The following is a 26,318-nucleotide window of genomic DNA, read 5'->3' as shown; positions in this document are numbered from 1 at the left end:
TATCTGTGTGCATCTGTGGTTAAAAGCTCTTAACTTAATGACATTGAACGTTATCCTGCAGGCTGGAGCGTAAAAGGATAAAAGGGTAACATGGTAACCAATCTGCATAACTGTACAGATATTGTGCTCCAAAAAATGGCTATTGGTTTGTTTAATTAGTTGAATGACATTGTTTTAGCAAATGTATAATAATCTCATCAAGTTACCTCCGTTCGCCAATCTGCTGCCGCCACATAGAATAATAAAGTCCCTTCTTTTCGAGCAACTCGTTATGGCTGCCCGTTTCAGATACCTTTCCTTTTTCCAGCACATAGATTTTATCGGCATGCATAATGGTTGATAAACGGTGGGCAATCAGAATGGTCATCTGTTCCCTTCTGTCTGAAATCTCTCTTATCGTTGCAGAAATTTCTTCTTCAGTAAGCGAATCGAGCGCGGAAGTTGCTTCGTCAAAGATCAACAACCTTGGTTTTCTCAATAAGGCCCTGGCGATCGAAATCCGTTGTTTTTCGCCACCTGATAGTTTCATGCCATTTTCACCCAATACGGTGTCGATTCCCTGAGCTGCTTTGGCAACAAGTGCTGTAGCTGAGGCCTTTTGTAATGCTTCCACAATCTCTTCTTCACTGGCTGTAGGATTAACAAAACGCATGTTTTCCCTGATTGAACCTGCATAAAGCTGGGTATCCTGTGTAACGAAACCGATCTGTCTCCTTAATGGGTTGTAACGTATGCGTTTGGAACTGGTTTTGTTGAAGAGGATTTCACCATCAACTGGAAGATAAAGTCCCACTAACAATTTAACAAGGGTCGATTTGCCAGAACCCGAAGGACCTACAAATGCCACCGTCTCACCATTTTGGATTTCGAAGGAAATATCATCAATAGCATTGTAACCAGCAGTTTTATGTCTGAAAACTACATTTTTGAATTCGAGCCTGTTAAGTGCATTAAGCTCTACGGCATCCTCCGGACGGGTTTCTATCGGTTTTTGCATCAGGTTGTCGAATGTTTTAAGCGAGGCATCTGCTTCCCGGTACAGAATGATCATGTTGCCCAGGTCCTGAAGCGGCGTAAAGATCGCCGTGGAGATAAACTGCATTGCAATCAGTTCTCCTGTACTTAATATTTTTCTGAAAATCAGCCATAGCAGGATAAAAAGCACCGATTGCTTTAGCAAGTTGAGCAGATTGCCCTGTAAAAAAGAGAGTGTGCTCACTTTTCGGGCTTTTAGCATTTCGAGATCAAAAATTTTCAGGGTCTGTACATTCAATCTTCTGATCTCGGCAAAGGTTAAACCTAAACTTTTTACCAATTCGATGTTGCGCAGGCTCTCGGTAATTACGCCGGCCTGCCTATCAGCCTGTCGGTTAATAGACCGTTGGATAGCTTTTATTTTTTTAGATAGCAGGCCGGTTAGAGAGCCTAGTACCAATACTCCAATAAAAAATACAGGTACCAAAAGCCAGTTCTTGTTCAGGCTGTACCACAATAAAAATCCAATTCCCACAAGCGATGAAAAAAGGATATTGATAAACGCATTGATAAAACGTTCTGCATCCGTTTTTACTTTTTGAAGCACCGATAAGGTTGTTCCGCTGCGGCTTTCTTCAAATTCCTGAAACGAGAGGCGGAGCGTTTGTTTGAGGCCATCATTAAAAATATTCATGCCAAAACGAGCCACAGCCTTCCTGGTTGTAAATTCCTGTATGGAGCGGCAAAGCCTGGCCACCAGTGCAATGGCTAGCGCAATGAGCAGCCAGTAGAAAACTTCGCTAATAAGTTGGTGTTCGCTCAAGTGATGTTTGTTGGTAGAATAATCGTCTATAATCTTTCCAAAAATAATGGGATCGAGCAGGTTTAAAAGCTGTGCTGCAGCGGCCAGTAAAAGCGATAGTATAATGAGATTCCGGTGTGGCCTCAGGTATTTTAAAAGTATTTTCATCTTTAGCAGGAATACAGATAGGGTTGGGCAATTAATAAACGTTAATGGCTTACAATAGTTTCAGTAAGATCAGCTTTAGGATACTGTTTTCTCTCCGGAATAAATTAAATTTGTAAGAATACCCAACAGATGCTTTTCCATTTTAAAGATAAATTTCCTCAGTTAAATCCTTATTGGGATAAATATCTGGAATTTCAGGAGCGCATGGAGGTTCCGGCAAAAACCATTTTATTGGAAGAGGGTAAAATATCCCATCATTATTTTTATGTAGAAAAAGGTTGTGTGCGGGCCGCATTAAATAAACAGGGAGATGATAAAACTGTTCAGTTTTTCTTTGAAAAAGAAGGTTTAACTTCCTTGGAAAGTTTTCTGAAGAATACACCCAGCCTGTTCACCATCGAAACGATCGAGCCTTCGGTTATTTATTTGCTGCATAAAACAAAAGTCAAAGCTTTAATGACTGAGCTGCGTGAGGTGCCCGGATTTGCGGATGTTATCTTAAATATTCTGGCCGAGAGACAGATGCATTATATGAATGAATTTGTATCCTTCATCAGAGATACGCCCGAAGAACGTTATCAAAAGCTCTTACAGGAAAGGCCTCATATTGTACAGCGCGTTCCTCAACATTATATTGCCTCTTATCTGGGTGTAACCCGTGTACACTTAAGCCGTATAAAAAGCGCCCTGCTTAAAAAAGGCAATCGGTAACATATGTTATCGTTCGGCACTGCAGCAGAATCTAACTTTGTATCAACAAAATACAAAAAAGATGAAAGCAGCAGTAATGTATAAGAAAGGGGAATTACCCCAATATGTAGATTTTGAAGAACCAGTAGCCCAAAACGATCAGGAAATATTGGTGCGTGTAAAGGCCGTTGCCATTAAACATTTGGATAAAGGCAAAGCAGCAGGCACGCATTATTCAAGCGATGCACCAAAAGCAACAGGTCGTGTGATCGGTGGAGATGGCGTATGCCTGCTCGAAGATGGCACACGGGTTTATGGGATGGGCGTAAGTGGAATGCTGGCAGAAAAAGCAATTATAGAAAAGCGCAGGATGGTGAAATTACCTGAAGGTTTAAGTGATACTACGGCCGCCGCATTGGCCAATGCCGTTATTGGCTCGGCCATGGCCTTAAGGTTTAAGGCGGCTATCCAGCCTGGAGACGTGGTGTTAATTAATGGCGCAACTGGTTTTACTGGAATGGTAGCCGTGCAGATTGCGAAACATTATGGCGCAGCAAAAGTAATTGCAACAGGCAGGAATGTACAATTGCTTCAAAATTTATTAAAACTTGGTGCAGACGAAATCATCGGGATTACCACCGATAATTCAGCATTTTTATCGCAGGTGAAACAGCGCCATCAGGAAAAACCAATAGATGTAATTATTGATTACCTCTGGGGCTGTACCGCTGAACTGTTGTTATCCAGTTTAATGGGGCAGGGGGCATTTACCAATAAAGTGAGGTTTGTTTCTGTAGGTAGTATGGCCGGCGATCTGATCCAGCTGTCGGCTGCTAATTTAAGAAGCGTAGATCTGCAGCTCACAGGCTCTGGCCTGGGCAGTTGGAGCAAAGAACAGGTTGGACTGTTATTTACTGAAATATTGCCCCAAATGTTTCAGCTAGCAGCAGATGGTAAATTGAAGGTAGAAACTACAGAGGTTAAGCTAGCAGATATTTCCGGTCTTTGGAACCTTGAGGTTGCTGATGGTAAACGTTTAGTGGTAATGATATAGGAACAGAATAGTTATGAACGATCTTGGGTTTTTAAGATGATGATAAGCCTAGAAGGGTCGTCATTGCAATGACGACTTTTCTTTGGATCTCTCCATTTCACTGCGCTATAGGAAATGACAATACTTCCACTATAAGCTTTTCAGTTTACTTCCTCGTAAAATCATCCATTAACTTCATGGTAATCAAGGCATCTTCGCCGCTACATGGATTTTGCCCTTTGCCTAAAAAGTAATCGACTACTTTTTCGATCATAGGTTGTTGAACATGCTGTAAAGGCTCAAATACATATTCTTCAGTTGATTGATCGGTTGTAACGGTAATTTTATTGCCAAACATCGGGAAACTAATATAACCTTTTGAGCCATATATTACGCAACTATCAGCTTGATCCTGTTGCGCTACAGAAAAACACCAGGTACCGCTGAAAACAACGCCGTTTTCGAAAAGGATATTTCCCGCAACCAAATCATCAACCTCGGTATTTTCCTGTTGTCTGGTGGCAATACCCATGGCGTTTTTTACAGCGCCGAAATAATAAGTCATGAGATCTAATTGATGCGGAGCCAGGTCATGAAATAAACCACCACCGGAAATAACTGGATTGATCCGCCAATTATCTGCTGTTTTGGCAATTAGTACAGGGTTAGGCGATTGCAGCATTTTTAACCGGACTAAACGAACATCGCCAATGGTATGTGCAGCCAATAGTTCTTTAACTTTTAAAAACATGGGTTGGGCACGGCGATAATGGGCTACGCAGAGTTTAACCTTTAATTTGCTGGCTACAACAATCATGCGTTGAGCAGCCTCAGCATCTAAAGTCATGGGTTTTTCTACATATACCGGCTTGCCAGTTTTCAAAGCTTCAATGGTATAAGCTTCGTGTTGTAGGGGTGGCGTAGCAATGTAAATGGCATTAACCTCCGGATCGTTAATCAGTTGAGAAGCATTGTCATACCATTTAGGGACTTGATGACGTTTAGCATAATCAGCAGCCTTAGCACCGTCTCGGCGCATTACCGCAACAAGTTTGGAGTTGTTTACCTTATTAAAAGCTGGCCCGCTTTTTACTTCAGTCACATCCCCACAGCCAATAATGCTCCATCTGATTTCTTCCATTATATCCTTGATTTAAAAGTCTGAATTTAGAAATTATTGTCTGGAAACTATGCTCAATCGATAGAAAGCTTTGTAAAAAAGAAAAGGGATTCACTTTGGGAGTGATCCCTAATCAACTAACCAAACAAACTATTCCGGAAACCACGCCGGAATCATTTTATAAACGAAAGAATTGGGAGATTGTTTTAATAGATATAGCTATTTATTGTATTTTTTTTTAGAAAAGAAAATAAGACCATTTATCAGAAATTGGTCCCGCTTTTTTTAGCTTTGTATTATGCAAAATCTTTCCAAGAAGCTTCAGATTGATCTTATAGAACTTAAGGCAAAATATGCCTTTATTATGGATGAGCTTGAAGTAACATTTGAAAACGCTTACCTGTCTAAATTACAAGCTAAACAACGCCTGGCGGAGCAGATGATGATAGAAATGGAAAGGATACTGAGTGGCGAGTCTGGAGAACATGAAAACTAATCGGTTAAGATAAAGAGATAGTTTTTGATATTAACCTTAAGGTAAAGAAGCAATATATCATTAATCTGGAACGGTCATACATGCGTGCCCCAATTTCGATCGTAATTTTGTTCGAACTGAAAAAAATAATGGAAACCATACGATTTACGCTACCTCTTTTTTAAAGCAGGGGGTATGCTAAAGGTTGGTTTTTTGTCGGCATCTTTAAAGTCTACCTCCATAAAATAGCGCTTTTGTTTAATGATATAATTATCTATAAACCACAGGATATCAGGTAGGTTTTCAAGCATTGGTGATCCAGCTATTTCGTGCCCCATATCTTGCACGTACTGAAAGTAATAAGGATATCCGTTTTTTTTAAAAGTGCGGGCCAGATATTTGGAACCAAAAAATCCCCTGTTTAATAATCTCACTTTGTTATAGGGTACAAGTTTATCGGCTGTGCCATGAAAAAGCATAGTAGGTGCTGGTGGTATGGCATATTTTGGCGCACCATGATAACTTAATATTGCCCCGGCAAAAGAAATTACACCCTTGTATTGAAAATGGTGTGGTAATTTAGCCGATAATGCGGTGGCGTTCCGCTTGTTGTAGTCGGCATGTAGCGCGGTAATAGCACCTGCACTTGATCCTGACAGGATGATCATAGCCGTATCAATACCAAGTTCTTTTGCATTTTTGATCAGATAAGCTGTTGCGTCGAAAACATCGGTCGTAGCGGTATCAATAGCTGCTTTTAAATTTGAAGTATTAAACGGACCAGGAAACTTCTTTCCTTTAAGACCAAGTCGATAGTCAACTGAAACTACCTTATAGTTGTGTGCAATTAAAGTGTTAAAATATTGATCAAATAACTTGCTATCTCTGCGGCCCATTACAAAGCCGCCACCAAATATAAAAAGTACTGTTGGCTTAGTTTCTGTTATTTTACCAGTATAATAAATATCTAATTTTAGTTTACCTGAATCAGTTTGTGAGAATGTTTTAGTGTCTATATGAAATTTTTTATCCTGGAGGACAATCTGCCCTATTGAAGATAGAGAACTAAATAAAAGCGTTAGGAGCAGCAGGCTTAGCGGATATACTTTTTTATTGGGCATCATCTAATTTTTAAGGAAGGTTAGCTATCAGCAATTGAATCGGCTTTTTTAAGCTAATTTATTGCTTTTTTAGCTTAGGTGCAATTAAATACACAATATTCTACACCAGGGAATTAATCAGTTATAATTGTAATTGCACTATTCTTTATAGCCATTTAGCTTAAATAAAAGGATGTTTTTACAAATAACACCATTCCTAAAAATGGGTGCAATTATAGGTGGTGTACAATTTCTAAATTGGGATTTGATAAAGTTTATACTGCTTTCATCGTAAAGATTAGAAGGTACAATATAATATGCATTGTCGCCAGTAGTTAATTTCTGTTTGGTTTGATTCGACCAATAATACTGGTGAAGATCGAATATTTCTCCTATGCCGTAGGTATGCAAACCAGTTTTAACGCAAACATAAAAATCTAAATGAGCTGCCGGGAACCATTTTGTAATCACAATCGTATGGACTGTTTTATTCTTTATTGATGATTTATCTAAACGGTAAATAGAATCAATTATTCTACCTGTTTCTTTCCAGCCGTATAAATCTAAGGTGGGGTCGCCCGCACCCAAATTCATTGAGCTTTTTTGCGTCGAAAATGTGCCCTTGTAAAAGTTAATTGTGATGAGACCTGCACTTACCACGAACAAGAAAAACAGCATACTTGCACTAATAATGGCTTTTACTTTTGATAGGCGAATAGATTCCAGTTTCAATGCAGCAAGAAATATTAAACAGCTATACGCCGGGCCAGACCAATGCGGTAATGTATCTCTAAAAATTGAAAGAAAAATCAGTGTCACAATAAGAGGAAGCGCACAATATAATAATAGTTGTATTTCGCTTTTAAGAAGATGATGTTTGGTTTTAATGAAACTAAAAATAGCCATCCAGGCCAGAAAAAAAACAATTGGATTGTTGTAGAATATTTGTCCGCCGATTTCTCTGGAGAAGGCTAATGGATTTATGCCTGCGTGGAACAGGCTAACCCGATTACTGTGATAGGTGTAGGTAATGAAATGATGCTGTATATTCCAGATGATAAAAGGAGATACGATAATCAAACTAATTAACATAGAAACATACATACCCTTCTGCACCATTAATTTTCTACTGTTAAACAGAGCGAACATGATAACGCCCACCCATAAGTAGATGCCATGTATTTTACACATCATACAAAGCCCCGCAGCCACACCGAACCAGCACCAGAGATTTAACGTTGGTAAACCTTGGTGGATGGATTTGTTAATCTTCAACAACAAAAAGATGCTCCAAAGCCAGAAAACCATTTGAGGGCTATCTGGCAAAATAAATGTTCCGGCAATAATACTGCAATAAAAGGATGAAGAATAAAGTAAAACGGCAAACCAACCCATGCGGTCATTAAGGAGTAATTTACCTGTTTTATATACTATTACGGTACCTATTGTAGATGATATTATGGCGCCAAGACGAGCAGCCGATTCGTTGTGAATATATAAATTTGCTGTTGTAGCTCTGATCAACCATGCTACAAATGGGGGATGATCAAAATAATTCCATTGCAGATTTAAAGCGTATGTCCAGTAATATACCTCGTCGTTTCCGAGCGCTATTGTTGAGGCTATGACCAGTTTGATCACAGTCATCGCCATTATAAAAAGCCAAAGTTTAACCGGAATTTCTTTCACTTAAATGGGCTTAGCCTGATTGGAAATTTTAAGCTGTTTATATCTTCTGTTTAGCTTAGCTGATCTGAAAAGTTTAAGGTCATATACCTGATGATAGCTTAAAATTGCACAAATTATACCGGCTATAGCTCCAAAAATTACATCAATCAGAAAATGCTGAGCCAAGTATATGCGTGAATAGCCGATTAAAAAAGCAAAAAATAAACAGTAAAAGGAGATTTTATTTTTTTTGAAAACCAAAACCAATACTGTGGATAAGGCAAAAGCAGATGCGGTATGTCCTGAGGGAAAAGAATTATGATTATGCATGCTTATCCCTTCAACAAAGTGATTGTATTGAAATAAAGTTTGCTCAAAATAATATTTAGGCCGTGGCATGTGGAATATTCTTTTAGCGGTTTGAATAAGCAAACCCGAATAAATATAGGCAAGAGCCATGGTCATTGCTTTTTTCTTTTTTCTAATTGCAAGCAGGATGATTGCGGCCAGAATACTGATTAAACCATCTCCGAGATTAGTGATATACCTAAAAGAAATATCCAGCCACGCTGGATGAAACCGGTTAAAAATGAGGAATCCATCTGTTTTAGAAAAGCTAAAATTAAAAATGAGTGCCAGCAGCAGTATTGATATCGCAGTAAAGAAATAATAATGGAGCTTGGTCAGTCTTTTTATCGTACGCATATCAGTTCTTTCATGCAAAGCTATTAGCTGTATATCATCTGAAAGTTAAGCGAACGTCATGTTTATGTCATGCGAATTGGTTGAGAATTTGTTACATCATGATGTGGATGGAATTAAGATTGATTATACGCACATGGGAGTTAAGGACTTTTGAAGAACTTACTCAGTTAACATTTCTTAATAAGTTAATATGAAAGCACTGATAAGTTAAAGTACTTTGTGTTGCTTTGCGGCCATAGAACTAAAATTAATTATGCAAAACAATCAGGTAAAGGTAAGTCCAGATTTACAGCAGTTTATCGATAAGTTTGAGCCCAGCAAATTTAAACTAATGTCGGGTGGAATTGAAATCAGGGGAATAAACGATATACATAGAAATATTGCTCAAGCCAGAGAAATTATAGAAAAATTAAAACTTCGCTTAATAGTTTCGCATAATGCTGAGATGCTTAGTTATCGTGGTTTTGAAGTAAATAACCTTTAAGCCACAAAAAAGTGGAGCGTATTAAAGGAGAATTTCGGTTAATAAATGCTAATTCTTGTTTCATATACTTATTGTACCAAAAAGAAAAATTATGCAATCTTCTGTAATCTGATGCATTAAATATGAAATTGTTGCGTATCTGCCAGGTTGATTGTAATTAGTACCTGGAAATACTTTCCTTTCTGACCGGAAGAAATCTCTGCCTGGTCTGCATAAGTATGGAGCAGCCTTTGCCGGATGTTTTCAAGGCCCGTATGGAAACCTGTATCGTTGAGGCCTGTGTTAATCAGGTTACTTGTTTGAATACTAAACTTTCCTCCCTGCAACTTTACCATAATCTTTCCAGGATCTTCCGGTTGGCTGAGGTTTCCATGTTTAACCATATTTTCGGTTAGGCTAAGTAATAGTAATGGAATCACTTCAGTGGATTCACTTTTCTGATCATAATTAAAATCTATAAATAAGTCAGGCTGCTTTATTCTGCTAAGCAGAAGAAGGTTTTCGACTTGACGGATCTCTGCTTCCAGTGGCATAATTTCCGGGCCATGTTCGCATTCTAATGCATAACGCATCAGTTTTGAAAGGTACCGTACGGTTTCTGCAGCCCGGGGTTCACTCTTATGCGTACTGTTATATATATAGGTTAAGGTATTGAACAAAAAATGTGGATTAATTTGCGCTTTGAGGTAGGCATTTTTAGCATTAGCCAGTTCAAGCGTTGTTTGCTTTTGCTTCAACATTTCTTCAATTGCTTCTTTTTCCAGTTTAGTTGCCCGATGTTTCTGGTGGATATAACTTTTAATAAAATAGTAAGCTGTTGAGAATAACATGAAGTAGATTCCCCGCCATAGTGTTGAAGACATAAACTTCCAGTCTGTAACCGTGAGCTTATCAATAGGAACTATTGTTGCTTTTGAAAGGGAGCGATCAGTGAGGTACGCGATAATAGTATACAAACATACCTCAACTATTGTTAATATAATTATCCTTAAATAAATAGGTTTGTTTGATTTCAAACTTTTTCCTAATACCAATTCGGCATGGATATAGAAGAGTGTTATATTAATAATGTAGTGAATGCAATAGCTTAATAAAGTGGCATTTATTTTAAGGATTAACGAGATCAGTATATATTCATAAAGAATGAATATAGCCCATGCAATAATATGCCAGCGATAATTTTTTAGCCAGTTTTTCATTTTTTTAGGTTAAAATTGGGTTTCACAACAGTCAACAATTGCTTTGCGTAATGTGCTCTTTTATAGGTTTTTATGGGGCTAATTTTCGCTTATGAAAAGAATTACAGACTTAAAATCGACCCGGAAAACTGCGTTTGTTTTCCGTTCACAAAAAGCAGCTAATATGCGCTTTCAAAAGAGTGATCCAACTACCAGTACAATGACAGTGATCACAACACTTACAACTCATTCAGATTTGCAAATGTTAATCCCTTAAACGTTTTGAGACAAGGGTTTGGTTTTCAATATAGTCCATAAATGCCTCCTTGTATTGTGGAGTCATGAGTACTTCGTACTTTCCAAGGTCGATTTTGTGCCCGTTAATTTCCTTTACAAAGGTGGTGTTGATCATGTATGACTTGTGAACACGGTAGAAGTGCTCATTTTCCTGGAGCTTTTCCTCCATCTCCTTCATGGTCATATATACTGAATAATCATTTGTTGGCGTGTAAATATGTATATGGTTATTAGAACCCTGAAGGTAGATGATATCTTTTTTGAGTACTTTGGTAAGTTTGCCTCGTTCGCCATTTGTGCGTAAGAAAAATGCTTCTTCATTTTCTTGTACAAGGCGTTGTGTATCATAACATTCTGAAAGTACCTCATTAACTACTTCTGCAAAATCTCCCATGTTGAAAGGTTTTAACAGGTAATGTTTTGCCCTAACCTTAAAAGCATCCAGTGCAAATTCTGGATAGGATGTAGTAAAAATAATGTTGTGTGCTTTATGCTTGAGGTTATCAGCAAGTCGTAGGCCAGACATTGCTGGCATATCAATATCCAAAAAGATGAGCTGTTTATTGCTTTCTGTACTGATTTCGCTTAGGGCCTCTATCGGTTTAGTAAAGATCCGGTGGACTTTTAACCTTGGGATTTCCGCAATGTGGTCTTGCAAAATATTAATTGCGGTAGGATCATCATCAATAATGATGCAGGAGATAGAGTTTTTCATTAAAATAGATTTAAGTAGATAAATGCAATTTAATAAATTTATTCTTAAATGGAATAGCTGACGTATTAACGATGTGATCACTAACTAATTTTAAAGGTGAATTTTTAGCCAGTGAATATAATTAAAGCTGTTTATTGCGGTTTTTAGAACCAAGCCTTTTGGAAGTGTTTCGAAAAAAAAAACGTTTTTTTGAAAACATCAGAGTGGCGATGCTTGGATATGAGTATTATTCCAGGCTTGATTGCTACCTTGTAGACATATCTTTTTGGGGATAGTTTTCGGGGGATCAAGGCTTAATCTTTTTCCACTTGATCCCGAAGAACCAAAGAATTGAAAGGAGTAAATAAAAAAGTCCGGTCATTTTGACCGGACTTTTCGTTGTGTACTCGGGGCGGGAATCGAACCCGCACGCCTTTGAAAGCACAGGATTTTAAGTCCTGCGTGTCTACCAGTTCCACCACCCGAGCATTAGCCGCTACCGATCTCCATCGGCTTGGTTAACTTTAAAATAAATGCCTTCTGGTAGGAAGGCATTTTGGAGCGAAAGACGAGATTCGAACTCGCGACCCCGACCTTGGCAAGGTCGTGCTCTACCAACTGAGCTACTTTCGCATTTACAAAACTGATGTTGTTGTTTCGTTTTGGTGATGCAAATATAGGCAGATTTATATTTCTGTCAAGAGATTTCTTGTTAAAAATTTAATATTTAATTTAAATTGCTGGCTTTCAGTACCAGTAAAATTAAATCAGTTTCAAAACCTTTTGCCTGAAGGTAGCTCATCAGCTTATTTTTTCTTTTGAACGGATCATTTTCACCCAGACTTTCCGCTTTTTTAACCGCTAATTTTTCTATCGTCTGCAAATAATCATCGCCGTCTATACTGTAAATTGCTTTTTGTAAAATTTTATCAGGCACACCTTTCAATTTTAAACCCTGTTTAATTTTAACCCGGCCCCAATGTTTAATGTTGAATTTGCCCGACGCATAACTTTTGGCAAACCTTTCTTCATTCAAAAAATTGTTAATGATCAGGTCACTAATAATTTCTTCCAGTTCATCCCCGCGCATGCCCCATTCTACCAATTTGTACCGTACCTCTTTTTGCGAGCGTTCCTGGTAAGCGCAAAAATTTTCGGCTTTCGCCAAAGCTTGTTTTTTATCTAATAATACTGCCTCTTGTTTACCGCTTTTCATAATTAATTACTGAAATTCGTAAAAATAAAAGCGATTACCGTATTTTTCTGAATATAATAGCATGCAAAACCCAATATATACTGTTGCCAAAATAGCCGAAATTTTAAATGCTGATACCAAATTAGTTGATGGAGAGGTTGTTATTCAATACCTGGTAATTGATAGCCGTTCGGTTTTGGTGCCAGAAAATTCTATATTTTTTGCTTTGTCTTCGCACCGGGATGGACACGAATTTATAAAAGATGCTTACAGCAAGGACATCCGTAATTTCGTGATTACCGAAGCTAAATATGTTAATCAATACCCGGATTGTAATTTTTTACTGGTTGATGACGCTTTGACCGCCTTACAACAACTCACTATTTACCATAGAAACCAGTTTCAGTTTAAAACCATAGGTATTACAGGAAGTAATGGAAAAACCATTGTAAAAGAGTGGTTGTATCAGCTTTTGGCCGCCGATTTCAATATCGTTAAAAGTCCTAAAAGTTATAACTCGCAAATTGGCGTACCGCTTTCCGTTTGGCAGATTGAAGCCGATCATACCTTAGGGATTTTCGAAGCCGGGATTTCTGCAGTAAATGAAATGCAGCGCCTGGCGGAGATTATTCAGCCAAAAATTGGGATTTTAACCAATATTGGCGAAGCACATGCGGAAGGATTTAGCTCTAAAAAAGAAAAACTCACAGAGAAGCTGAAACTTTTTAAAGATTCAGATTTATTCATCTATGCTCCCGAATATGTAACTGAGGTAAGTCCAAAAGATTTACCCGGGAAGAAAAAGTTTAGCTGGAGCAGCAAGCAGGTTGCAGACTTGCAGATTACTACCGTTGAACCCATTGAAGGAAATTGTTATTTAAGAGCTATTTATCAGAATGCCGAAATAGAATGCATGTTGCCTTTTAAAGATAAAGCCTCGATAGAAAATGGCATGATCTGCTGGGCAACTTTACTGGCTTTAGGTTATACGCCAGAGCAGGCCGATCTGCGTTTGGAGAAACTGAGCCATGTAAGCATGCGCCTGGAACTGAAAAACGGCATCAATCAGTGCTCCATTATTGATGATTCGTACAGTGCTGATATTTCTTCCTTGGCTATAGCGCTGGATTTTTTAAATCAACAGAACCAACACCCGAAGAAAACCGTTATCCTTTCCGAATTATTCGAAACCGGGAGAGACGATCTTGATTTATATACCGAAATTGCTGAATTGCTTGCTCAAAAGAAAGTCAACAGGTTAATTGGTATTGGAACGCACATTTCGCGTTATGCCGATCTTTTTAAGTTCGAAACCCAGTTTTTTGAGAATACCAATGCTTTTGTAGAGGCCTTTCCAGGTTTACAATTTAGCCACGAAACTATATTGGTAAAAGGCGCCAGGCGCTTTGAATTTGGGCGCATCAGTAAATTGCTTACCCAAAAAATACACGATACGGTTTTGGAAATCGACCTGAATGCGATGGTTGGCAACCTGCAGTTTTACCGTTCTAAAATCAAGCCCGGTGTTAAAATTATGGCCATGGTTAAAGCCTTTTCGTATGGAAGCGGAAGTTTCGAAATCGCCAATTTATTGCAGTTCCATAAGGTAGATTATCTGGCGGTAGCTTATGCCGATGAAGGCATTGCTTTACGGAAAGCCGGAATTACGCTACCTATTATGGTGATGAGTCCCGAAGAATCTGCTTTCGAAGCCATCGTTAAACATAAACTCGAACCCGAAATTTATAGTATAGAAATCCTGAACAGCTTTTTAAACGCACTATCGGATTATGATTTCGATTACCCGATCCACATTAAAATAGACAGTGGCATGCACCGTTTAGGTTTCGATCAAGCTGAAATGGATGCCTTATCGGGTCTGTTAAAAGATTCGGCAAAGGTAAAAGTGCAGAGTATTTTTTCTCATTTAGTAGCTAGCGATGCTGCAGAGCATGATGGATTTACCCGGCAGCAGATCGATAAATTTAAAATTATTGCCAATCAGTTAGTTAACGCTTTAGGTTATAATCCATTATTGCATATTTCCAATACTTCTGGTATCTCACGTTGGCCAGATGCGCAAATGGATATGGTCCGTTTGGGCATAGGTTTGTATGGTTTTGATTCTGCTTTGGCCAATAACCGGGGTTTACAGACCGTAATGGTACTTAAAACTACGGTTACTCAAGTGAAGACATTAGCGCCAGGCGAAACTGTGGGGTACAGCAGAAAAGGAGTAATGCCAAATGGCGGAAAAATAGCAACAGTAAAAATTGGTTATGCAGATGGCTATACCAGGTATTTTGGCAACGGTGTAGGGAAAATGCTGGTTAATGGCCATTTAGTGCCGGTAATAGGCTCAATATGCATGGACATGACGATGTTGGATGTTACAAGTATCGACGTAAAACCTGGTGATGAAGCCATTGTTTTCAACAAAGAACACACCATTATGCAATTGGCAAAAGATATTAATACCATTCCGTATGAAATCCTAACCAACATCTCGCAGAGGGTTAAAAGGGTTTATTTCTACGAGTAAGAGCTATGCTAAATTGTTTAATTGATATATTGTTGGCTGTACAGCGTTAACAATTGAGCAATTAAACAATTCTAACCATATTTTTCCTAATTTTGCGCCATGAACAAAGTCGGGAAAGCCATTTTAAACTATTTGATTAAAGGTTTATTAATTGTTGTACCCATTGCCGTGAGTATTTTTATTGTGGTTTGGGCGGTTACAACAGTTGATAGCTGGTTAAATGTAAACAATATTTTAGGCGTAAATCCACGTACAGGCGAAAGTCGCAATATTCCCGGTTTAGGTTTGCTGACCGTTTTGACCATCATTTTACTTGCGGGTATTTTCGTAACCAATTTGGTAACTGAGCCCATGTACAATTGGTTCCAGCGGATGATGCAAAGGTTGCCCTTGCTTAATTTTATTTATTCATCTATAAAAGATTTAACTGAAGCTTTTGTAGGCGATGAGAAAAAATTTAATCACCCGGTACTGGTAGAAGTCGAGGGAGGTTTAAAAAAAATCGGATTTTTAACACAGAACGACCTGCATAAACTTGATCTGCCTGATGAAGTGGCCGTATATTTTCCACTTTCTTATTCTTTTGCGGGCCAGCTTTGTATTGTAAAAAGAGATAAGGTTGCCGATTTAAATATGACTGCCGCCGATGCCATGAAACTGGTCGTGAGTGGTGGTGTAAGCGGACTTTAAACTCTTTTTAAATGATTACGATTTACCATAATAACCGCTGTACCAAAAGCCGCTGTGATTTGGTAGAGCTCTAATCTAGTCGTAGCCTCTCGCTACGTGATGAAATAGTTCTTTAAAGGCGATATTAATATTTCTATTGCCCTAGTAAGATACTAAAACCAGATCGTTTCGTCGTTATATCTGATGACTGCCCGCGCACAATAGCCCTGATGGAAATGGAAATCCCTTTTGGGTACCGGTAATTGTTGGTATGGAATAATTCCCAAAAGGATTGGAATGTACAGCAGGACCGGAACCGCCCTATTGATTACGGGTATTAGCGCTTCAAAAAGAAACGACTTTAGTCTTAGTGTCTCGCTACGAGACTGAATAATTCTATAAAGTTGAGATTAATACTTTTTATTTTCTTAGCAAGACGCTAAGACTAGATTGGAGAGTGCTTTGGGACATAGATCTTTCCATTCCGCTTTGCTTCAGTCGAGATGACGGATCTTTTTATCGTTAAAAAATACTTTTAAAAGTGAGCATGCAGAATATAAAAATAATCAGACCGAAAATCAGTCTCGAATAGTATTCCCTTATAAAAAGACCACATAATACCAGTGTATCATCATCAACATTGGTATGGATCAATCCACTTCCTGCTGAAGCGTTAAAAAGGATTTGTTTATCTTTATGGTTGTTCAACGACCAGCGGCTTAACCAGCTGTTTTGATAACTCCAATCGAAAGTTTCGCCAGAGGCAAATACAATTTTTGCTTTAAAACCCAGCCAATCATAAGTAATTACGGCCAAAACCGTATTCTTGTTGTCAATAATTTTAGTTTCAGGTTTAGAAAACCCTTCACTTTTTAACAGGTAAATGCCTGCCTGGGTAGTGGCTATTGCCGTATTTTTCCACGAACCAAAATTGATGGAAAATTTTAGATAGCCATTGTTTATTACCTGATAATTACTATCAAATAAACCTTTTCTCCAACTCAGAACCTGTTCCATCTCACAAAAGGGTTTAAGTTATTTCTAATGACGATTAATTGATATCGTTATAATGGGCATAAGGCAAGCAATAAGTACAACAACACGTTTGTTGTAAATGTGTTTGATAAATAAGCCTGTAATAATCAATAATTCATTGTGTGTATCAGAAGATATCGTTCCCGTATTGCTATTTGAGCTGTACATAATATGGGCATCCTTATAATTACTTACCGTGAACTGCGATTTCCATACACCGGTTGATTTCCATTCGTACTGTTCGCCAGTGTTTAAACTAATCACAGCCTTAGATTTCCAGCTATCGTAATTGATGATTGCAACCACCTCATTCGTTTTTCTATCAATTACTTTGGTTCTCGATTGCCAAAAACCTTCATTAGCGAAGTGATAGTTTTTATCTTCAAACATGCTTTCTGCATCGCTTCTCCAGCTGCTAAAAGAAATCATACCTTTTTGAACACCATCTGCAAAAAGCTGGAAGTTTCCGTTAAGCCAATTACTTTTCCAATTGATAAATTTCGACATTTTAATTACGTTTTATTTTAGATGGCAGTTTTCTTCAGTTGTTACAATAAATGAAGACATAAAAAAAGTGCTTATTATTTGTAAGCACTTTTTCAGTTTCCAATTATCAGTTTGCAATTTTCAGTTAACCGCTTTAAAGAATTAACGAGTTAACCATACTAATGAACCAATGGCAAATGAACTATTGAACCATTTAGAAATTTGGTTTAAGTACATACTTATCGTAGAAACGGAAAATATGTTCTGCAGCTTCTTCTGCGGTATCTACCAACCTGAAAAGGTTTAAATCTTCTTCGTGGATATTGTGTTCCTTCTGCAACATGGTTCCTTTAATCCAGTCAATTAGTCCACCCCAATAATCAACGCCCACCAATACGATTGGAAAACGGGCGATTTTGCCCGTCTGAATTAAGGTTAAAGCTTCAAAAAGTTCATCCATAGTACCAAAACCACCTGGTAAAACCACAAAACCCTGACTATATTTCATGAACATCACTTTGCGCACAAAGAAATAATCAAATTCCAATAATTTATTATGATCAATGTATTTATTGTGGAACTGCTCAAAAGGTAATTCAATATTTAACCCAACAGATTTACCTCCGTTAGTATGGGCGCCTTTATTACCGGCTTCCATAATGCCCGGACCACCACCTGTAATTACACCGTAACCGCGATCAGTTAATAATTTGCCGCATTGCTCTGCCAGCTGGTAATATCTATGTGTTTGGGCCGTACGGGCAGATCCGTAAATGGTAACACACGGGCCAATTTTAGCCAGTTTTTCAAAGCCGTCTACAAATTCGGCCATGATTTTAAAAATTTGCCAGGAATCGGTTACTTTGATTTCCTGCCAGTCTTTGTTTTCGAAAGCACTTCTAATTTTTTCTTCACTCGTCATATACTGTTATTCTAATATTAAAATTTGGTTTGCGCATCAGTTTTTTTGCTGATGAACAACAAGCCTGTAAATGTGATTAAACCGTTAATTAAAATCAGTTCAACACTAAAAACGTAACCGCCCAATAAAGTGGTCGAATTCGTTGCAAGCAAGTAACATAAAAAAGGTGATAATAAGCAAACTATCGGCACTAATTTATCATGAAGTCCGCGTTTTTTTACAAATAATCCAAAACTATACAGCCCTAAAAGCGGTCCGTAAGTATAAGAGGCAATGGTGAAAATTAAACTCACTACAGATGAATTATTCAAGGCGTTAATTACGATAATCACCAGAAACATCAAAATAGAAAACGCAACATGTACGGTATGGCGTTTTTTAACCGCGTCTTTTGCATTTACATTTTCTGCTTTAGCCATACCTAAAAAATCGACGCAGAACGAGGTAGTTAAGGCTGTAAGTGCCGAGTCGGTGGTGGCAAAGGTTGCTGCAGTTAAACCCAGCATAAAGATAATGGCCGGTACAGCACCCAGGTTGTTTAACGCAATTTCCGGAAATAATAAATCTGTTCTCGGTTTTCCGGTAATGTGGTCCAAAGGAATATCGATGCCGTTTTTTGTAGCGAAAATGTATAACAATGCACCAACACTCAAAAAGAAAACATTCAGGATCACGAATACGCCCGTAAACGTGAACATATTTTTTTGTGCTTCCTTGATGGTGCCCATGCTCAGGTTTTTCTGCATTAAATCCTGGTCTAAGCCCGTCATGGCGATGGTTACAAAAATACCACCGATAAACTGTTTACTGAAATAGAATTTATTCGTCAGGAAATCATCTAAAAAGAATATTTTCGAATAACTACTGTTTTTTACGGTTTCAAATGCTTGTGGAATATTGAAATTTAAACTGTTGCAGATAAAATAAATGGTTAAGAAAACCGATAAAACGAGGAAAAAAGTTTGTAAAGTATCGGTAATAATGATGGTTTTTAATCCACCTTTAAAAGTGTACGACCATATTAATGCCAGTGAAATCAATACCGTTAACCAGAACGGAATTCCATAATTATCAAAGATAAAGCGCTGTAAAACAATGACTACCAGGTATAATCTTGTCGCTGAACCCAATGTACGGCTCAATAAAAAGATCGAGGCTGCGGTTTTATAACTATAATGGCCTAATCTCTTTTCGATATAGCTATAAATCGAAGTAAGGTTCATCCGATAGTAAAGCGGAAGTAAAACCGTAGCAATAATAATAAAGCCAACTGCATTGCCCAACACAAACTGGAAATACTGAAACTGGTTTCCGCCGGGTGCACCAACTTCACCAGGTACGGATATAAAGGTAACTCCCGAAAGTGCGGTTCCGATCATTCCAAAAGCAACCAGGTACCATTTAGAGTTCCGGTTGGCAACAAAGAAGGTCGAATTATCGGATGAGTTTTTTGAAGTTACAAAGGAAATAATGATCAGCAATAAAAAGTAACCGATCAGGAAACCCAATAGAATGGTTGGAGACATAGTTTCGTATTAAGCTGATAAATGTAAAGAAAACTATCAAATCAAGCAATATTCTTGTTAGGCTGAAGTCGGAAGTCCGGAGTCCGAAGTTAAAACGTCCAATAACCAATATGCAATTATCAGACACCTAAAATCAATAAATGTTGTTCAGTTTTCAATTGGCAATTTGCAGTTATCGTTGGCTATGAACTATTGACCATGAGCTAATGTCCAGTTTTCAGTTTGTAATTAGTAGTTACTATTGGCTATGAACCATCAACCATTAAACTATTGACCAATGAACCAGTTTGCAGTTACCATTAGCTTTGAACTATGACCGATGAACCAGTATCTAGTTTTCAGTTAGCAATGTGCAGTTGCCATTGGCCATGAACTATCTAACTATTGACCGATGAACCCGTTTTCAGTTTTCAATTTGCAGTTACCAATCGCTATGAACTAACAACCATTAAACTATTGACCAATGAACCAGTTGGCAATTTGCAGTTACCAATGAACCAATGACTAATGAACTATTGAACCAATGAACGATTTTACCTATTTTTGCACCATGAATTTTTCATCCAAACTGCTCGAAGATGCGGTAAACGAATTCTCGAAACTTCCTGGTGTAGGGCAAAAAACGGCTTTGCGGTTGGTTTTACATCTTTTAAATAAAGAACAGGAGGAGGTTAACCAGTTTGGCAATACATTTATCAAGTTAAAACAGCAGATTAAACATTGTACTACCTGTCATAATATTTCTGATTATACGGTGTGTGAAATCTGTACTTCGATAAAACGCGATAAGGAAACCATTTGTGTGGTAGAAGATACCCGTGATGTAATGGCGATTGAAAATACCGGGCAATACTTTGGGGTTTACCATGTTTTGGGTGGATTAATTTCCCCAATGGATGGCGTGGGACCTTCTGATCTGTTTATTGAAGGCTTGGTGACCAGAATGACTGTGGGTGGAATTAAGGAAGTGATTTTAGCTTTAAGTCCGAATATGGAAGGCGATACCACCTTGTTCTATCTCTATAAAAGGCTAAAAGAATTCAATGTTCCGGTAACTACCATTGCACGCGGAATTGCATTTGGAGGCGAACTGGAATACACCGATGAAATTACCTTGGGCAGATCGATCATTACCCGGGTGCCTTACGAAACCGCGATGATGAAATAGTCATAATATAACCTATAGCGGTATCAAGTCTTGATACTTGATACTTAATACTCGCTACTCAATACTAGAAACTCCCTACTTAATACCTGCAACTACAAATGAACCTAAAAAATAAAGTAATCATCATCACCGGGGCATCGAGCGGAATCGGAAAAGCCTGCGCCGAAGAATTTGCTAAACGTGGTGCCAATCTGGTTTTAGCTGCCCGCCAATATGTAACCCTTTGCGAAATTACTGCAGAACTGGAAAAAAAATATGGCATCAGGGCGGTGGCGGTTCAGGCTGATGTAAGTAAAGAGGCAGATTGCGAACTGATTATCAAACAGGCTTTAGTATCCTTTCAAAAGATTGACATTCTGGTAAACAATGCCGGTTTATCAATGCGTGCCCTGTTTAATGATCTGGATTTATCGGTGCTTAAAAACCTGATGGATGTAAACTTTTGGGGAACGGTATATTGTACCAAATATGCTTTGCCAGAGATTTTAAAAACAAAAGGAACAGTGGTTGGCGTTTCATCGATTGCCGGTTTCAGAGGTTTGCCAGGTAGAACAGGTTATTCGGCGTCTAAATTTGCAATGAACGGATTTATGGAATCCTTGCGTACCGAATTATTGAAGACAGGTGTAAACGTGCTTTTGGCCTGTCCTGGATTTACGGCTTCCAACATCCGCGTAACTGCTCTGTCAAAAGATGGTGCTGCTCATGGTGAAACCAGTATGGATGAAGGTAAAATGATGTCTTCAGAAGAAGTGGCCAGCATTATTGCTGATGGCATTGAACAACGCAAACGTACCCTCATCATGACCGGACAAGGAAAATTAGCCGTTTGGATGAACAAACTTTTCCCTGCATTTGTGGATAAAAAGGTATTTGATTTATTCGCGAAAGAAAAAAATCCGCTGATTAAGGCTTAAGGTAGAAGGTTTAAGGCGTAAGGTAAATAGAATAGCGTATTGCGCTTAGAGTTTGGTGTTTTGGTGGCACAGTTATGTTGGCGGTTTAGCTAGATTAATTGTCAGTCTGAGCAGAGTCGAAGACTCGGTACAATTATTTAGCGCCTAACCTTATATATTTTAGATAGGATAGAACCTGAAATAAGTCCGATAGCTATCGAATCAAGGTGACGAATCATGGGTAAAGGGTTGGCGGTTATAGATAAAGGGGTTAAACTGTAAGGCCAGTAGGTTAGCGGATGTGCTTGGCGCCTATAAATGTCTTGATACCTTTTACTTAATACTCGCTACTAACAAATCCACTCGCACAACAATTTCGTTTATTTAAGCTGAGATGATAAACCTTTTTTATGTACAAATCCCTTGTTTTATTGATGCTTTTGTTCCAAACGATACTTTCTACTGCGCAGGTTAAAAAAGTAAAAAATATAAATTATGCGGGCAATACCGACGAAGCCAATACGCTGAATATTTTTTATAAAAACGATAGTGTTAAAAATAAAGCTGTTCTAATATTTATTCACGGTGGCTCGTGGAGTAGTGGTAAAAAAGAAACTTATTGGTGGCTGGGTAGAAATTTCGCGCGGAAGGGTGTAGTTACCATTATCATCAATTACCGCTTAGCACCAAACGTTCAGTACGAAAAAATGGGAGATGATTGTGCTTTGGCCGTAAAGTGGGTACAAGAGCACATAACCGATTATACGGCGAGTCCGGAAAAGATTTTTGTAATGGGACACTCTGCCGGGGCACATCTGGGCGAACTGATTAACGCCGATCCTAAATATTTTAAAAAAGCAGGCATTAAAAATCCCATTAAAGGTATAATTCTCGATGATCCTTTTGGTTTGGACATGAAGGAATATTTAACCACAGCCGAAAAAGATCATTTTTATTTCGATTTCATCAGAACTTTTACCGATCAACCTGCGGTTTGGAAAGTGGCTTCGCCATTGGATTACGTCAACAACATCAAAAATCCACATCTGCTTTTTTATGGAAGTAAAACTTATGGCGCCATTAAATTGCAAACGCCGAGGTTATACGAAAAACTTAAAGCCAACAACGTTCCTGTAGAAATAAAGGAGATTAAAGGCAAAAGCCACGTACCGATGATCAGTCAGATGATTTTTGGCGGGAATCAATTGTATCAGGATATTCTGGATTTTATACAAAAAACATCTTCGTAAGCGTTGTCAACTTTCTTGCCTCTTTGCTATTAAAGTTGACAACGCTGAATCAGTTTTTAATTCCTCTCCTCTGGAGGGGTGCCTGTAAGGCGTGGTTGGTTTATTTATTACACTAAGCCAACCCATCTAAACCCGACAATAGCGAAAATCCTTTTTGTTTGTAGCAAACTCGAATACCCTGTCATCTGCAGCCTATGGAAAAGATTCTTCGTGCCTCAGGATGACGGCAACACAAAAAGATTGTAGCGGATGGCGGGACTATCGCAACCGATTAGCACCGAAACCTGCTTTCCAAAAAAAAAGAAAAAAGCCCTTTAAAACAAAAAAACCTTTACACCGTCCGCGTAATCTTATCCAGTTTACTATAATCCATCACCATTTTGCCCTCTTCGTTATGGTAATACATTTTCTCAAACCGGGCATCCATTTCTATTTCCTCATCCTGATAACTTGTTCTGGTATGGATCGTCTGCGAAAAGGTATCGTCAAAAGCTTTAAGAATTACAAAAACTTCTACTTCTGCCTGTTGCAATTCCGTTAGCGATTTTTCATAAAATGGGCTATCTTCTGTAATGGGGTGTACCAGCGTCCAGTTTAAAGAGAGGATGCCGATTTTATCGCGCTCCAAAGCCAAAGGGTAGAACTTTCTAACATGTTTGCCATCAACGGTTTCATTGTACGACATCACCATTTGCACTTCCACTTCGATAAGCTGATTGCGGCGTAAATTAACCAAACGGCACATCAAGCCATGACCTTTTTCGTAAGGTGCAATCACCATTTTTTTGCTAAAACTCACTTTAGAAGTAGGCCTGCTGAAACGGCCATACAATAAGCCGGTAGCCAATGCAAATGCCAGTAAACCCAGCATGCTCTCAAAAGCGGCAAGCACACTGGTAATAAAGCCCTGTGGTGAAATGTGGCCATAACCCACGGTAGAAATGGTTTGCGCAGAAAAGAAAAAGGCATCAAAAAACTGATCGCGCCGGGTTACACCCTTGGCCCCATCTAAATTTTCTATCCCAACAACGTTATATAAAACTGCAAAAATGGTATTTACCACGAGGTAGGCAAGAAGAATCACAAAGAAAAACCGTGTCCAGCTCATGGTTACCAAACGGGTATAGGTATCATCAAATTTGAACCAGGGCAGGCCGGTACGCTCGATATTTGCCGAACCATCAGGGTTAAGCATGCGCTGATTTTTGGTTACCGGATTGGATCCGAAACCGAAATCATCATTAAACTGTACTTTTCTTTTAAAGAAAGACATATATTTTTAGAAAGATTTTGGAATATTAAAAAACTATATCAATATTTGCTTTATACAAACATGATAATTAAAAACTTAAATAACAATTGGTGGTGGCATAACGAAATTCGTTAGGCAAATTCTATTGTTATATATTTTAAAATATTTTAAACACAACGAAGAGGATTGCCCAAAAAGCAATCCTTTTTTTATGCAATTTTTTGAAGGATCGTCATGTTGTCCCGATTAATCGGTATCAGCAGCTATAATATAAGATTTATAAAATATTAAGTGGTCTGTGGAGACACAGACCACGGAGATAGAATGACGATAAGAGTTATATAAGACATGAAAAAAATATTAAACCATTTATTCGAGAACAAGAGTTTTAGCAGGGAAGAAGCAAAGAACATTTTAATCTCCATTTCGGAAGGCGCATTTAATTCTTCGCAGATTGCCGCTTTTATTACCGCTTATGCCATGCGTAATATTACCGTGCAGGAGTTGCAGGGTTTTCGCGATGCAATGCTTGATATGTGCGTTAAAGTAAACTTATCGGGTTACGAACTGATTGATCTTTGCGGTACCGGGGGCGATGGTAAAGACACTTTTAATATCTCTACCTTATCCTCATTTGTAGTGGCAGGTGCCGGTCATCCGGTAGCTAAACATGGTAATTATGGCGTTTCATCGGGCTGCGGATCTTCTAACGTAATGGAACATTTAGGTTATACGTTCACCAATGATGAGGATACTTTAAAACGTAACCTGGATAAAGCTGGGATTTGTTTTTTACATGCCCCATTGTTTAATCCGGCAATGAAAATTGTTGCTCCGATCCGCAAGGAGCTAGGCGTGAAAACATTTTTCAATATGCTGGGCCCAATGGTTAACCCCGGGCAACCAAAATACCAGATGGTAGGCGTTTTTAGTTTAGAACTGGCCCGTTTATATGCTTATTTATACCAGGATACCGATAAAAGTTATACTATTGTGCATGCATTAGAGGGCTACGACGAGGTTTCGTTAACCTGTGATGTGAAAACCTTTTCGAATAAAGGTGAGCAGATTTTAACACTTAATGATATGGGGTTTGAAAAAGTGGATGTAAATGCGATTAAAGGTGGCGACACCGTAGAGTCATCAGCCAAAATATTTATGGATGTATTAAATGGTGAAGCCACTGATGTACAGAACAATGTGGTATTATGTAATTCGGCACTAGCGATTAAAACCATAAAACCTGAGCTGTCTTTTGCTGATTGTTTTTACGAGGCAGAAGAATCGCTAATGAGCAAAAAAGCACTTAACAGTTTCAAACAACTATTGGCATGTTAAAGTTAAAAGTTTGTGGCATGCGTTTGGCGGCAAATATTGCTGCGGTTGCGGAGCTGCAGCCAGATTACCTGGGTTTTATCTTTTATGAAAAATCGCCCAGACTGATCAGCGATGTCTCTGCCGAATTGATCAAATACATTCCCTCAGAAATTAAAACGGTCGGCGTTTTTGTAAATGAAGACTTAGAAAAAGTAAAGGATAAAGTAAACACATTGAAACTAAAAGCTGTTCAGTTACACGGCAGCGAATCGCCTGAATACTGTGCAGCACTAAAAACGGCCTTTGGCTCGTTAGAAGTGATCAAAGCTTTTGGAATAGATGAGGATTTCGATTTTTCAGGTCTCGAAGCTTATTTAAATGTGGTGAATTATTTCCTGTTCGATACGAAAACCAAAGCACATGGTGGATCGGGAAAAACATTCGATTGGTCTGTTTTAGACCGATATGCTTACACCAAACCTTACTTTTTGAGTGGTGGAATTGATCTGGAACACACCGAAGCGATAAAAAATATGCAAGATGAGCGTTTATACGCCCTGGATATCAATAGCCGGTTTGAAATGGAGCCGGGTTTAAAGGATGCGGAGAAGATTAAAGAATTTATTAAAGCAATGAATAGCTAGCGACAGATCGTCATTTCGAGCGCAGCC

General features: G+C 38.4%; 24 protein-coding genes and 2 tRNA genes. 11 read left to right on the top strand and 15 right to left on the bottom strand.

Annotation, left to right across the window (positions count from 1 at the left end; genetic code table 11):
• Nucleotides 1-202 precede the first annotated feature (202 nt).
• A complete protein-coding gene (locus FFJ24_RS13020) occupies nucleotides 203-1,945 on the bottom strand; it encodes an ABC transporter ATP-binding protein (protein WP_138821898.1) in 1,743 nt (580 codons plus the stop codon).
• 129 nt (nucleotides 1,946-2,074) lie between these two features.
• On the opposite strand from FFJ24_RS13020, the gene FFJ24_RS13015 reads away from it, so the two are divergent.
• Nucleotides 2,075-2,656, top strand: a complete 582-nt coding sequence (locus FFJ24_RS13015) for a Crp/Fnr family transcriptional regulator (protein ID WP_138821897.1) — start codon at nucleotides 2,075-2,077, stop codon at nucleotides 2,654-2,656.
• A 61-nt stretch (nucleotides 2,657-2,717) separates the two neighbouring features.
• Complete coding sequence (locus tag FFJ24_RS13010) at nucleotides 2,718-3,689, top strand: zinc-binding alcohol dehydrogenase family protein (protein WP_138821896.1); 972 nt, start codon at nucleotides 2,718-2,720, stop codon at nucleotides 3,687-3,689.
• Nucleotides 3,690-3,834: 145 nt separating this feature from the next.
• On the opposite strand, the gene FFJ24_RS13005 is transcribed toward FFJ24_RS13010, so the two are convergent.
• Entirely contained in the window at nucleotides 3,835-4,809 is a 975-nt protein-coding gene (locus FFJ24_RS13005) for a Gfo/Idh/MocA family protein (RefSeq protein ID WP_138821895.1), read from the bottom strand.
• A 277-nt stretch (nucleotides 4,810-5,086) separates the two neighbouring features.
• Between FFJ24_RS13005 and FFJ24_RS13000 the strand changes: the two genes are divergently transcribed.
• Nucleotides 5,087-5,284, top strand: a complete 198-nt coding sequence (locus FFJ24_RS13000; RefSeq protein WP_138821894.1) for a hypothetical protein — start codon at nucleotides 5,087-5,089, stop codon at nucleotides 5,282-5,284.
• A 149-nt stretch (nucleotides 5,285-5,433) separates the two neighbouring features.
• On the opposite strand, the gene FFJ24_RS12995 is transcribed toward FFJ24_RS13000, so the two are convergent.
• The 3 genes from FFJ24_RS12995 to FFJ24_RS12985 form a co-directional block, all read right to left on the bottom strand.
• On the bottom strand, nucleotides 5,434-6,387 hold the full coding sequence (locus FFJ24_RS12995) for an alpha/beta hydrolase (protein WP_138821893.1): 954 nt from the start codon (nucleotides 6,385-6,387) through the stop codon (nucleotides 5,434-5,436).
• A 135-nt stretch (nucleotides 6,388-6,522) separates the two neighbouring features.
• Entirely contained in the window at nucleotides 6,523-8,016 is a 1,494-nt protein-coding gene (locus FFJ24_RS12990; RefSeq protein ID WP_138821892.1) for a glycosyltransferase family 39 protein, read from the bottom strand.
• Between the two features lie 36 nt (nucleotides 8,017-8,052).
• The gene (locus tag FFJ24_RS12985) at nucleotides 8,053-8,736 is read right to left on the bottom strand and encodes a phosphatase PAP2 family protein (RefSeq protein ID WP_138821891.1); all 684 of its coding nucleotides are present in this window, start codon (nucleotides 8,734-8,736) and stop codon (nucleotides 8,053-8,055) included.
• Between the two features lie 253 nt (nucleotides 8,737-8,989).
• Between FFJ24_RS12985 and FFJ24_RS12980 the strand changes: the two genes are divergently transcribed.
• On the top strand, nucleotides 8,990-9,220 hold the full coding sequence (locus FFJ24_RS12980; protein WP_138821890.1) for a hypothetical protein: 231 nt from the start codon (nucleotides 8,990-8,992) through the stop codon (nucleotides 9,218-9,220).
• Between the two features lie 116 nt (nucleotides 9,221-9,336).
• On the opposite strand, the gene FFJ24_RS12975 is transcribed toward FFJ24_RS12980, so the two are convergent.
• From FFJ24_RS12975 to FFJ24_RS12955, 5 genes are all read right to left on the bottom strand, one after another.
• Nucleotides 9,337-10,419, bottom strand: coding sequence for a sensor histidine kinase (locus tag FFJ24_RS12975; RefSeq protein ID WP_138821889.1), 1,083 nt, complete (start codon nucleotides 10,417-10,419; stop codon nucleotides 9,337-9,339).
• Nucleotides 10,420-10,663: 244 nt separating this feature from the next.
• Nucleotides 10,664-11,410: a LytTR family DNA-binding domain-containing protein gene (locus FFJ24_RS12970; protein WP_138821888.1), complete on the bottom strand. Its 747-nt coding sequence runs from the start codon at nucleotides 11,408-11,410 to the stop codon at nucleotides 10,664-10,666.
• Nucleotides 11,411-11,793: 383 nt separating this feature from the next.
• Nucleotides 11,794-11,877, bottom strand: a tRNA-Leu gene (locus FFJ24_RS12965).
• A gap of 69 nt (nucleotides 11,878-11,946) precedes the next feature.
• Nucleotides 11,947-12,022 (bottom strand) — tRNA-Gly (locus tag FFJ24_RS12960).
• Between the two features lie 94 nt (nucleotides 12,023-12,116).
• Entirely contained in the window at nucleotides 12,117-12,605 is a 489-nt protein-coding gene (locus FFJ24_RS12955) for a regulatory protein RecX (protein ID WP_138821887.1), read from the bottom strand.
• 61 nt (nucleotides 12,606-12,666) lie between these two features.
• Between FFJ24_RS12955 and FFJ24_RS12950 the strand changes: the two genes are divergently transcribed.
• Complete coding sequence (locus FFJ24_RS12950) at nucleotides 12,667-15,126, top strand: bifunctional UDP-N-acetylmuramoyl-tripeptide:D-alanyl-D-alanine ligase/alanine racemase (RefSeq protein WP_138821886.1); 2,460 nt, start codon at nucleotides 12,667-12,669, stop codon at nucleotides 15,124-15,126.
• Nucleotides 15,127-15,225: 99 nt separating this feature from the next.
• Nucleotides 15,226-15,816: a DUF502 domain-containing protein gene (locus FFJ24_RS12945; protein ID WP_025145323.1), complete on the top strand. Its 591-nt coding sequence runs from the start codon at nucleotides 15,226-15,228 to the stop codon at nucleotides 15,814-15,816.
• Nucleotides 15,817-16,317: 501 nt separating this feature from the next.
• Here the strand turns inward: FFJ24_RS12945 and FFJ24_RS12940 are convergent.
• From FFJ24_RS12940 to FFJ24_RS12925, 4 genes are all read right to left on the bottom strand, one after another.
• Nucleotides 16,318-16,812 (bottom strand): hypothetical protein, encoded by a 495-nt coding sequence (locus tag FFJ24_RS12940; RefSeq protein ID WP_138821885.1) that lies wholly within the window; start codon nucleotides 16,810-16,812, stop codon nucleotides 16,318-16,320.
• 24 nt (nucleotides 16,813-16,836) lie between these two features.
• Nucleotides 16,837-17,337 carry a hypothetical protein gene (locus FFJ24_RS12935; RefSeq protein ID WP_138821884.1) on the bottom strand — a complete coding sequence of 167 codons (501 nt, stop codon included), beginning with the start codon at nucleotides 17,335-17,337 and terminating at the stop codon, nucleotides 16,837-16,839.
• A 193-nt stretch (nucleotides 17,338-17,530) separates the two neighbouring features.
• Nucleotides 17,531-18,238, bottom strand: coding sequence for a TIGR00730 family Rossman fold protein (locus FFJ24_RS12930; protein ID WP_029278019.1), 708 nt, complete (start codon nucleotides 18,236-18,238; stop codon nucleotides 17,531-17,533).
• Nucleotides 18,239-18,255: 17 nt separating this feature from the next.
• Nucleotides 18,256-19,764, bottom strand: coding sequence for a sodium:solute symporter (locus tag FFJ24_RS12925; RefSeq protein ID WP_138821883.1), 1,509 nt, complete (start codon nucleotides 19,762-19,764; stop codon nucleotides 18,256-18,258).
• A 550-nt stretch (nucleotides 19,765-20,314) separates the two neighbouring features.
• Between FFJ24_RS12925 and recR the strand changes: the two genes are divergently transcribed.
• The 3 genes from recR (at nucleotide 20,315) to FFJ24_RS12910 (ending at nucleotide 23,078) form a co-directional block, all read left to right on the top strand.
• A complete protein-coding gene (gene recR, locus FFJ24_RS12920) occupies nucleotides 20,315-20,932 on the top strand; it encodes a recombination mediator RecR (protein WP_138822362.1) in 618 nt (205 codons plus the stop codon).
• A 98-nt stretch (nucleotides 20,933-21,030) separates the two neighbouring features.
• Nucleotides 21,031-21,849: an SDR family oxidoreductase gene (locus tag FFJ24_RS12915; protein WP_138821882.1), complete on the top strand. Its 819-nt coding sequence runs from the start codon at nucleotides 21,031-21,033 to the stop codon at nucleotides 21,847-21,849.
• Between the two features lie 389 nt (nucleotides 21,850-22,238).
• Entirely contained in the window at nucleotides 22,239-23,078 is an 840-nt protein-coding gene (locus FFJ24_RS12910; RefSeq protein ID WP_138821881.1) for an alpha/beta hydrolase, read from the top strand.
• Between the two features lie 331 nt (nucleotides 23,079-23,409).
• Here FFJ24_RS12910 and FFJ24_RS12905 read toward each other — a convergent pair whose 3' ends face one another.
• On the bottom strand, nucleotides 23,410-24,351 hold the full coding sequence (locus FFJ24_RS12905; protein WP_138821880.1) for an ion channel: 942 nt from the start codon (nucleotides 24,349-24,351) through the stop codon (nucleotides 23,410-23,412).
• Between the two features lie 327 nt (nucleotides 24,352-24,678).
• Here FFJ24_RS12905 and trpD point away from each other — a divergent pair, with 327 nt between their 5' ends.
• A complete protein-coding gene (trpD, locus tag FFJ24_RS12900; protein WP_138821879.1) occupies nucleotides 24,679-25,668 on the top strand; it encodes an anthranilate phosphoribosyltransferase in 990 nt (329 codons plus the stop codon).
• On the top strand, nucleotides 25,662-26,291 hold the full coding sequence (locus FFJ24_RS12895; protein WP_246862611.1) for a phosphoribosylanthranilate isomerase: 630 nt from the start codon (nucleotides 25,662-25,664) through the stop codon (nucleotides 26,289-26,291). Before trpD ends, FFJ24_RS12895 begins: the two co-directional genes overlap by 7 nt.
• Nucleotides 26,292-26,318: the final 27 nt, after the last annotated feature.

The sequence above is a fragment of the Pedobacter sp. KBS0701 genome, assembly GCF_005938645.2.
Classification (GTDB): domain Bacteria; phylum Bacteroidota; class Bacteroidia; order Sphingobacteriales; family Sphingobacteriaceae; genus Pedobacter.
The sequence above is the reverse complement of the archived record's forward strand: the minus strand, read 5'-3'. Positions and strand labels throughout refer to the sequence as shown.

Coding starts and splice junctions, on each gene's coding strand:
- FFJ24_RS13020 (WP_138821898.1), bottom strand. CDS start 1,945: ATGAAAATACTTTTAAAATACCTGAGGCCACACCGGAATCTCATTATA.
- FFJ24_RS13015 (WP_138821897.1), top strand. CDS start 2,075: ATGCTTTTCCATTTTAAAGATAAATTTCCTCAGTTAAATCCTTATTGG.
- FFJ24_RS13010 (WP_138821896.1), top strand. CDS start 2,718: ATGAAAGCAGCAGTAATGTATAAGAAAGGGGAATTACCCCAATATGTA.
- FFJ24_RS13005 (WP_138821895.1), bottom strand. CDS start 4,809: ATGGAAGAAATCAGATGGAGCATTATTGGCTGTGGGGATGTGACTGAA.
- FFJ24_RS13000 (WP_138821894.1), top strand. CDS start 5,087: ATGCAAAATCTTTCCAAGAAGCTTCAGATTGATCTTATAGAACTTAAG.
- FFJ24_RS12995 (WP_138821893.1), bottom strand. CDS start 6,387: ATGATGCCCAATAAAAAAGTATATCCGCTAAGCCTGCTGCTCCTAACG.
- FFJ24_RS12990 (WP_138821892.1), bottom strand. CDS start 8,016: ATGGCGATGACTGTGATCAAACTGGTCATAGCCTCAACAATAGCGCTC.
- FFJ24_RS12985 (WP_138821891.1), bottom strand. CDS start 8,736: ATGCGTACGATAAAAAGACTGACCAAGCTCCATTATTATTTCTTTACT.
- FFJ24_RS12980 (WP_138821890.1), top strand. CDS start 8,990: ATGCAAAACAATCAGGTAAAGGTAAGTCCAGATTTACAGCAGTTTATC.
- FFJ24_RS12975 (WP_138821889.1), bottom strand. CDS start 10,419: ATGAAAAACTGGCTAAAAAATTATCGCTGGCATATTATTGCATGGGCT.
- FFJ24_RS12970 (WP_138821888.1), bottom strand. CDS start 11,410: ATGAAAAACTCTATCTCCTGCATCATTATTGATGATGATCCTACCGCA.
- FFJ24_RS12955 (WP_138821887.1), bottom strand. CDS start 12,605: ATGAAAAGCGGTAAACAAGAGGCAGTATTATTAGATAAAAAACAAGCT.
- FFJ24_RS12950 (WP_138821886.1), top strand. CDS start 12,667: ATGCAAAACCCAATATATACTGTTGCCAAAATAGCCGAAATTTTAAAT.
- FFJ24_RS12945 (WP_025145323.1), top strand. CDS start 15,226: ATGAACAAAGTCGGGAAAGCCATTTTAAACTATTTGATTAAAGGTTTA.
- FFJ24_RS12940 (WP_138821885.1), bottom strand. CDS start 16,812: ATGGAACAGGTTCTGAGTTGGAGAAAAGGTTTATTTGATAGTAATTAT.
- FFJ24_RS12935 (WP_138821884.1), bottom strand. CDS start 17,337: ATGTCGAAATTTATCAATTGGAAAAGTAATTGGCTTAACGGAAACTTC.
- FFJ24_RS12930 (WP_029278019.1), bottom strand. CDS start 18,238: ATGACGAGTGAAGAAAAAATTAGAAGTGCTTTCGAAAACAAAGACTGG.
- FFJ24_RS12925 (WP_138821883.1), bottom strand. CDS start 19,764: ATGTCTCCAACCATTCTATTGGGTTTCCTGATCGGTTACTTTTTATTG.
- recR (WP_138822362.1), top strand. CDS start 20,315: ATGAATTTTTCATCCAAACTGCTCGAAGATGCGGTAAACGAATTCTCG.
- FFJ24_RS12915 (WP_138821882.1), top strand. CDS start 21,031: ATGAACCTAAAAAATAAAGTAATCATCATCACCGGGGCATCGAGCGGA.
- FFJ24_RS12910 (WP_138821881.1), top strand. CDS start 22,239: ATGTACAAATCCCTTGTTTTATTGATGCTTTTGTTCCAAACGATACTT.
- FFJ24_RS12905 (WP_138821880.1), bottom strand. CDS start 24,351: ATGTCTTTCTTTAAAAGAAAAGTACAGTTTAATGATGATTTCGGTTTC.
- trpD (WP_138821879.1), top strand. CDS start 24,679: ATGAAAAAAATATTAAACCATTTATTCGAGAACAAGAGTTTTAGCAGG.
- FFJ24_RS12895 (WP_246862611.1), top strand. CDS start 25,662: ATGTTAAAGTTAAAAGTTTGTGGCATGCGTTTGGCGGCAAATATTGCT.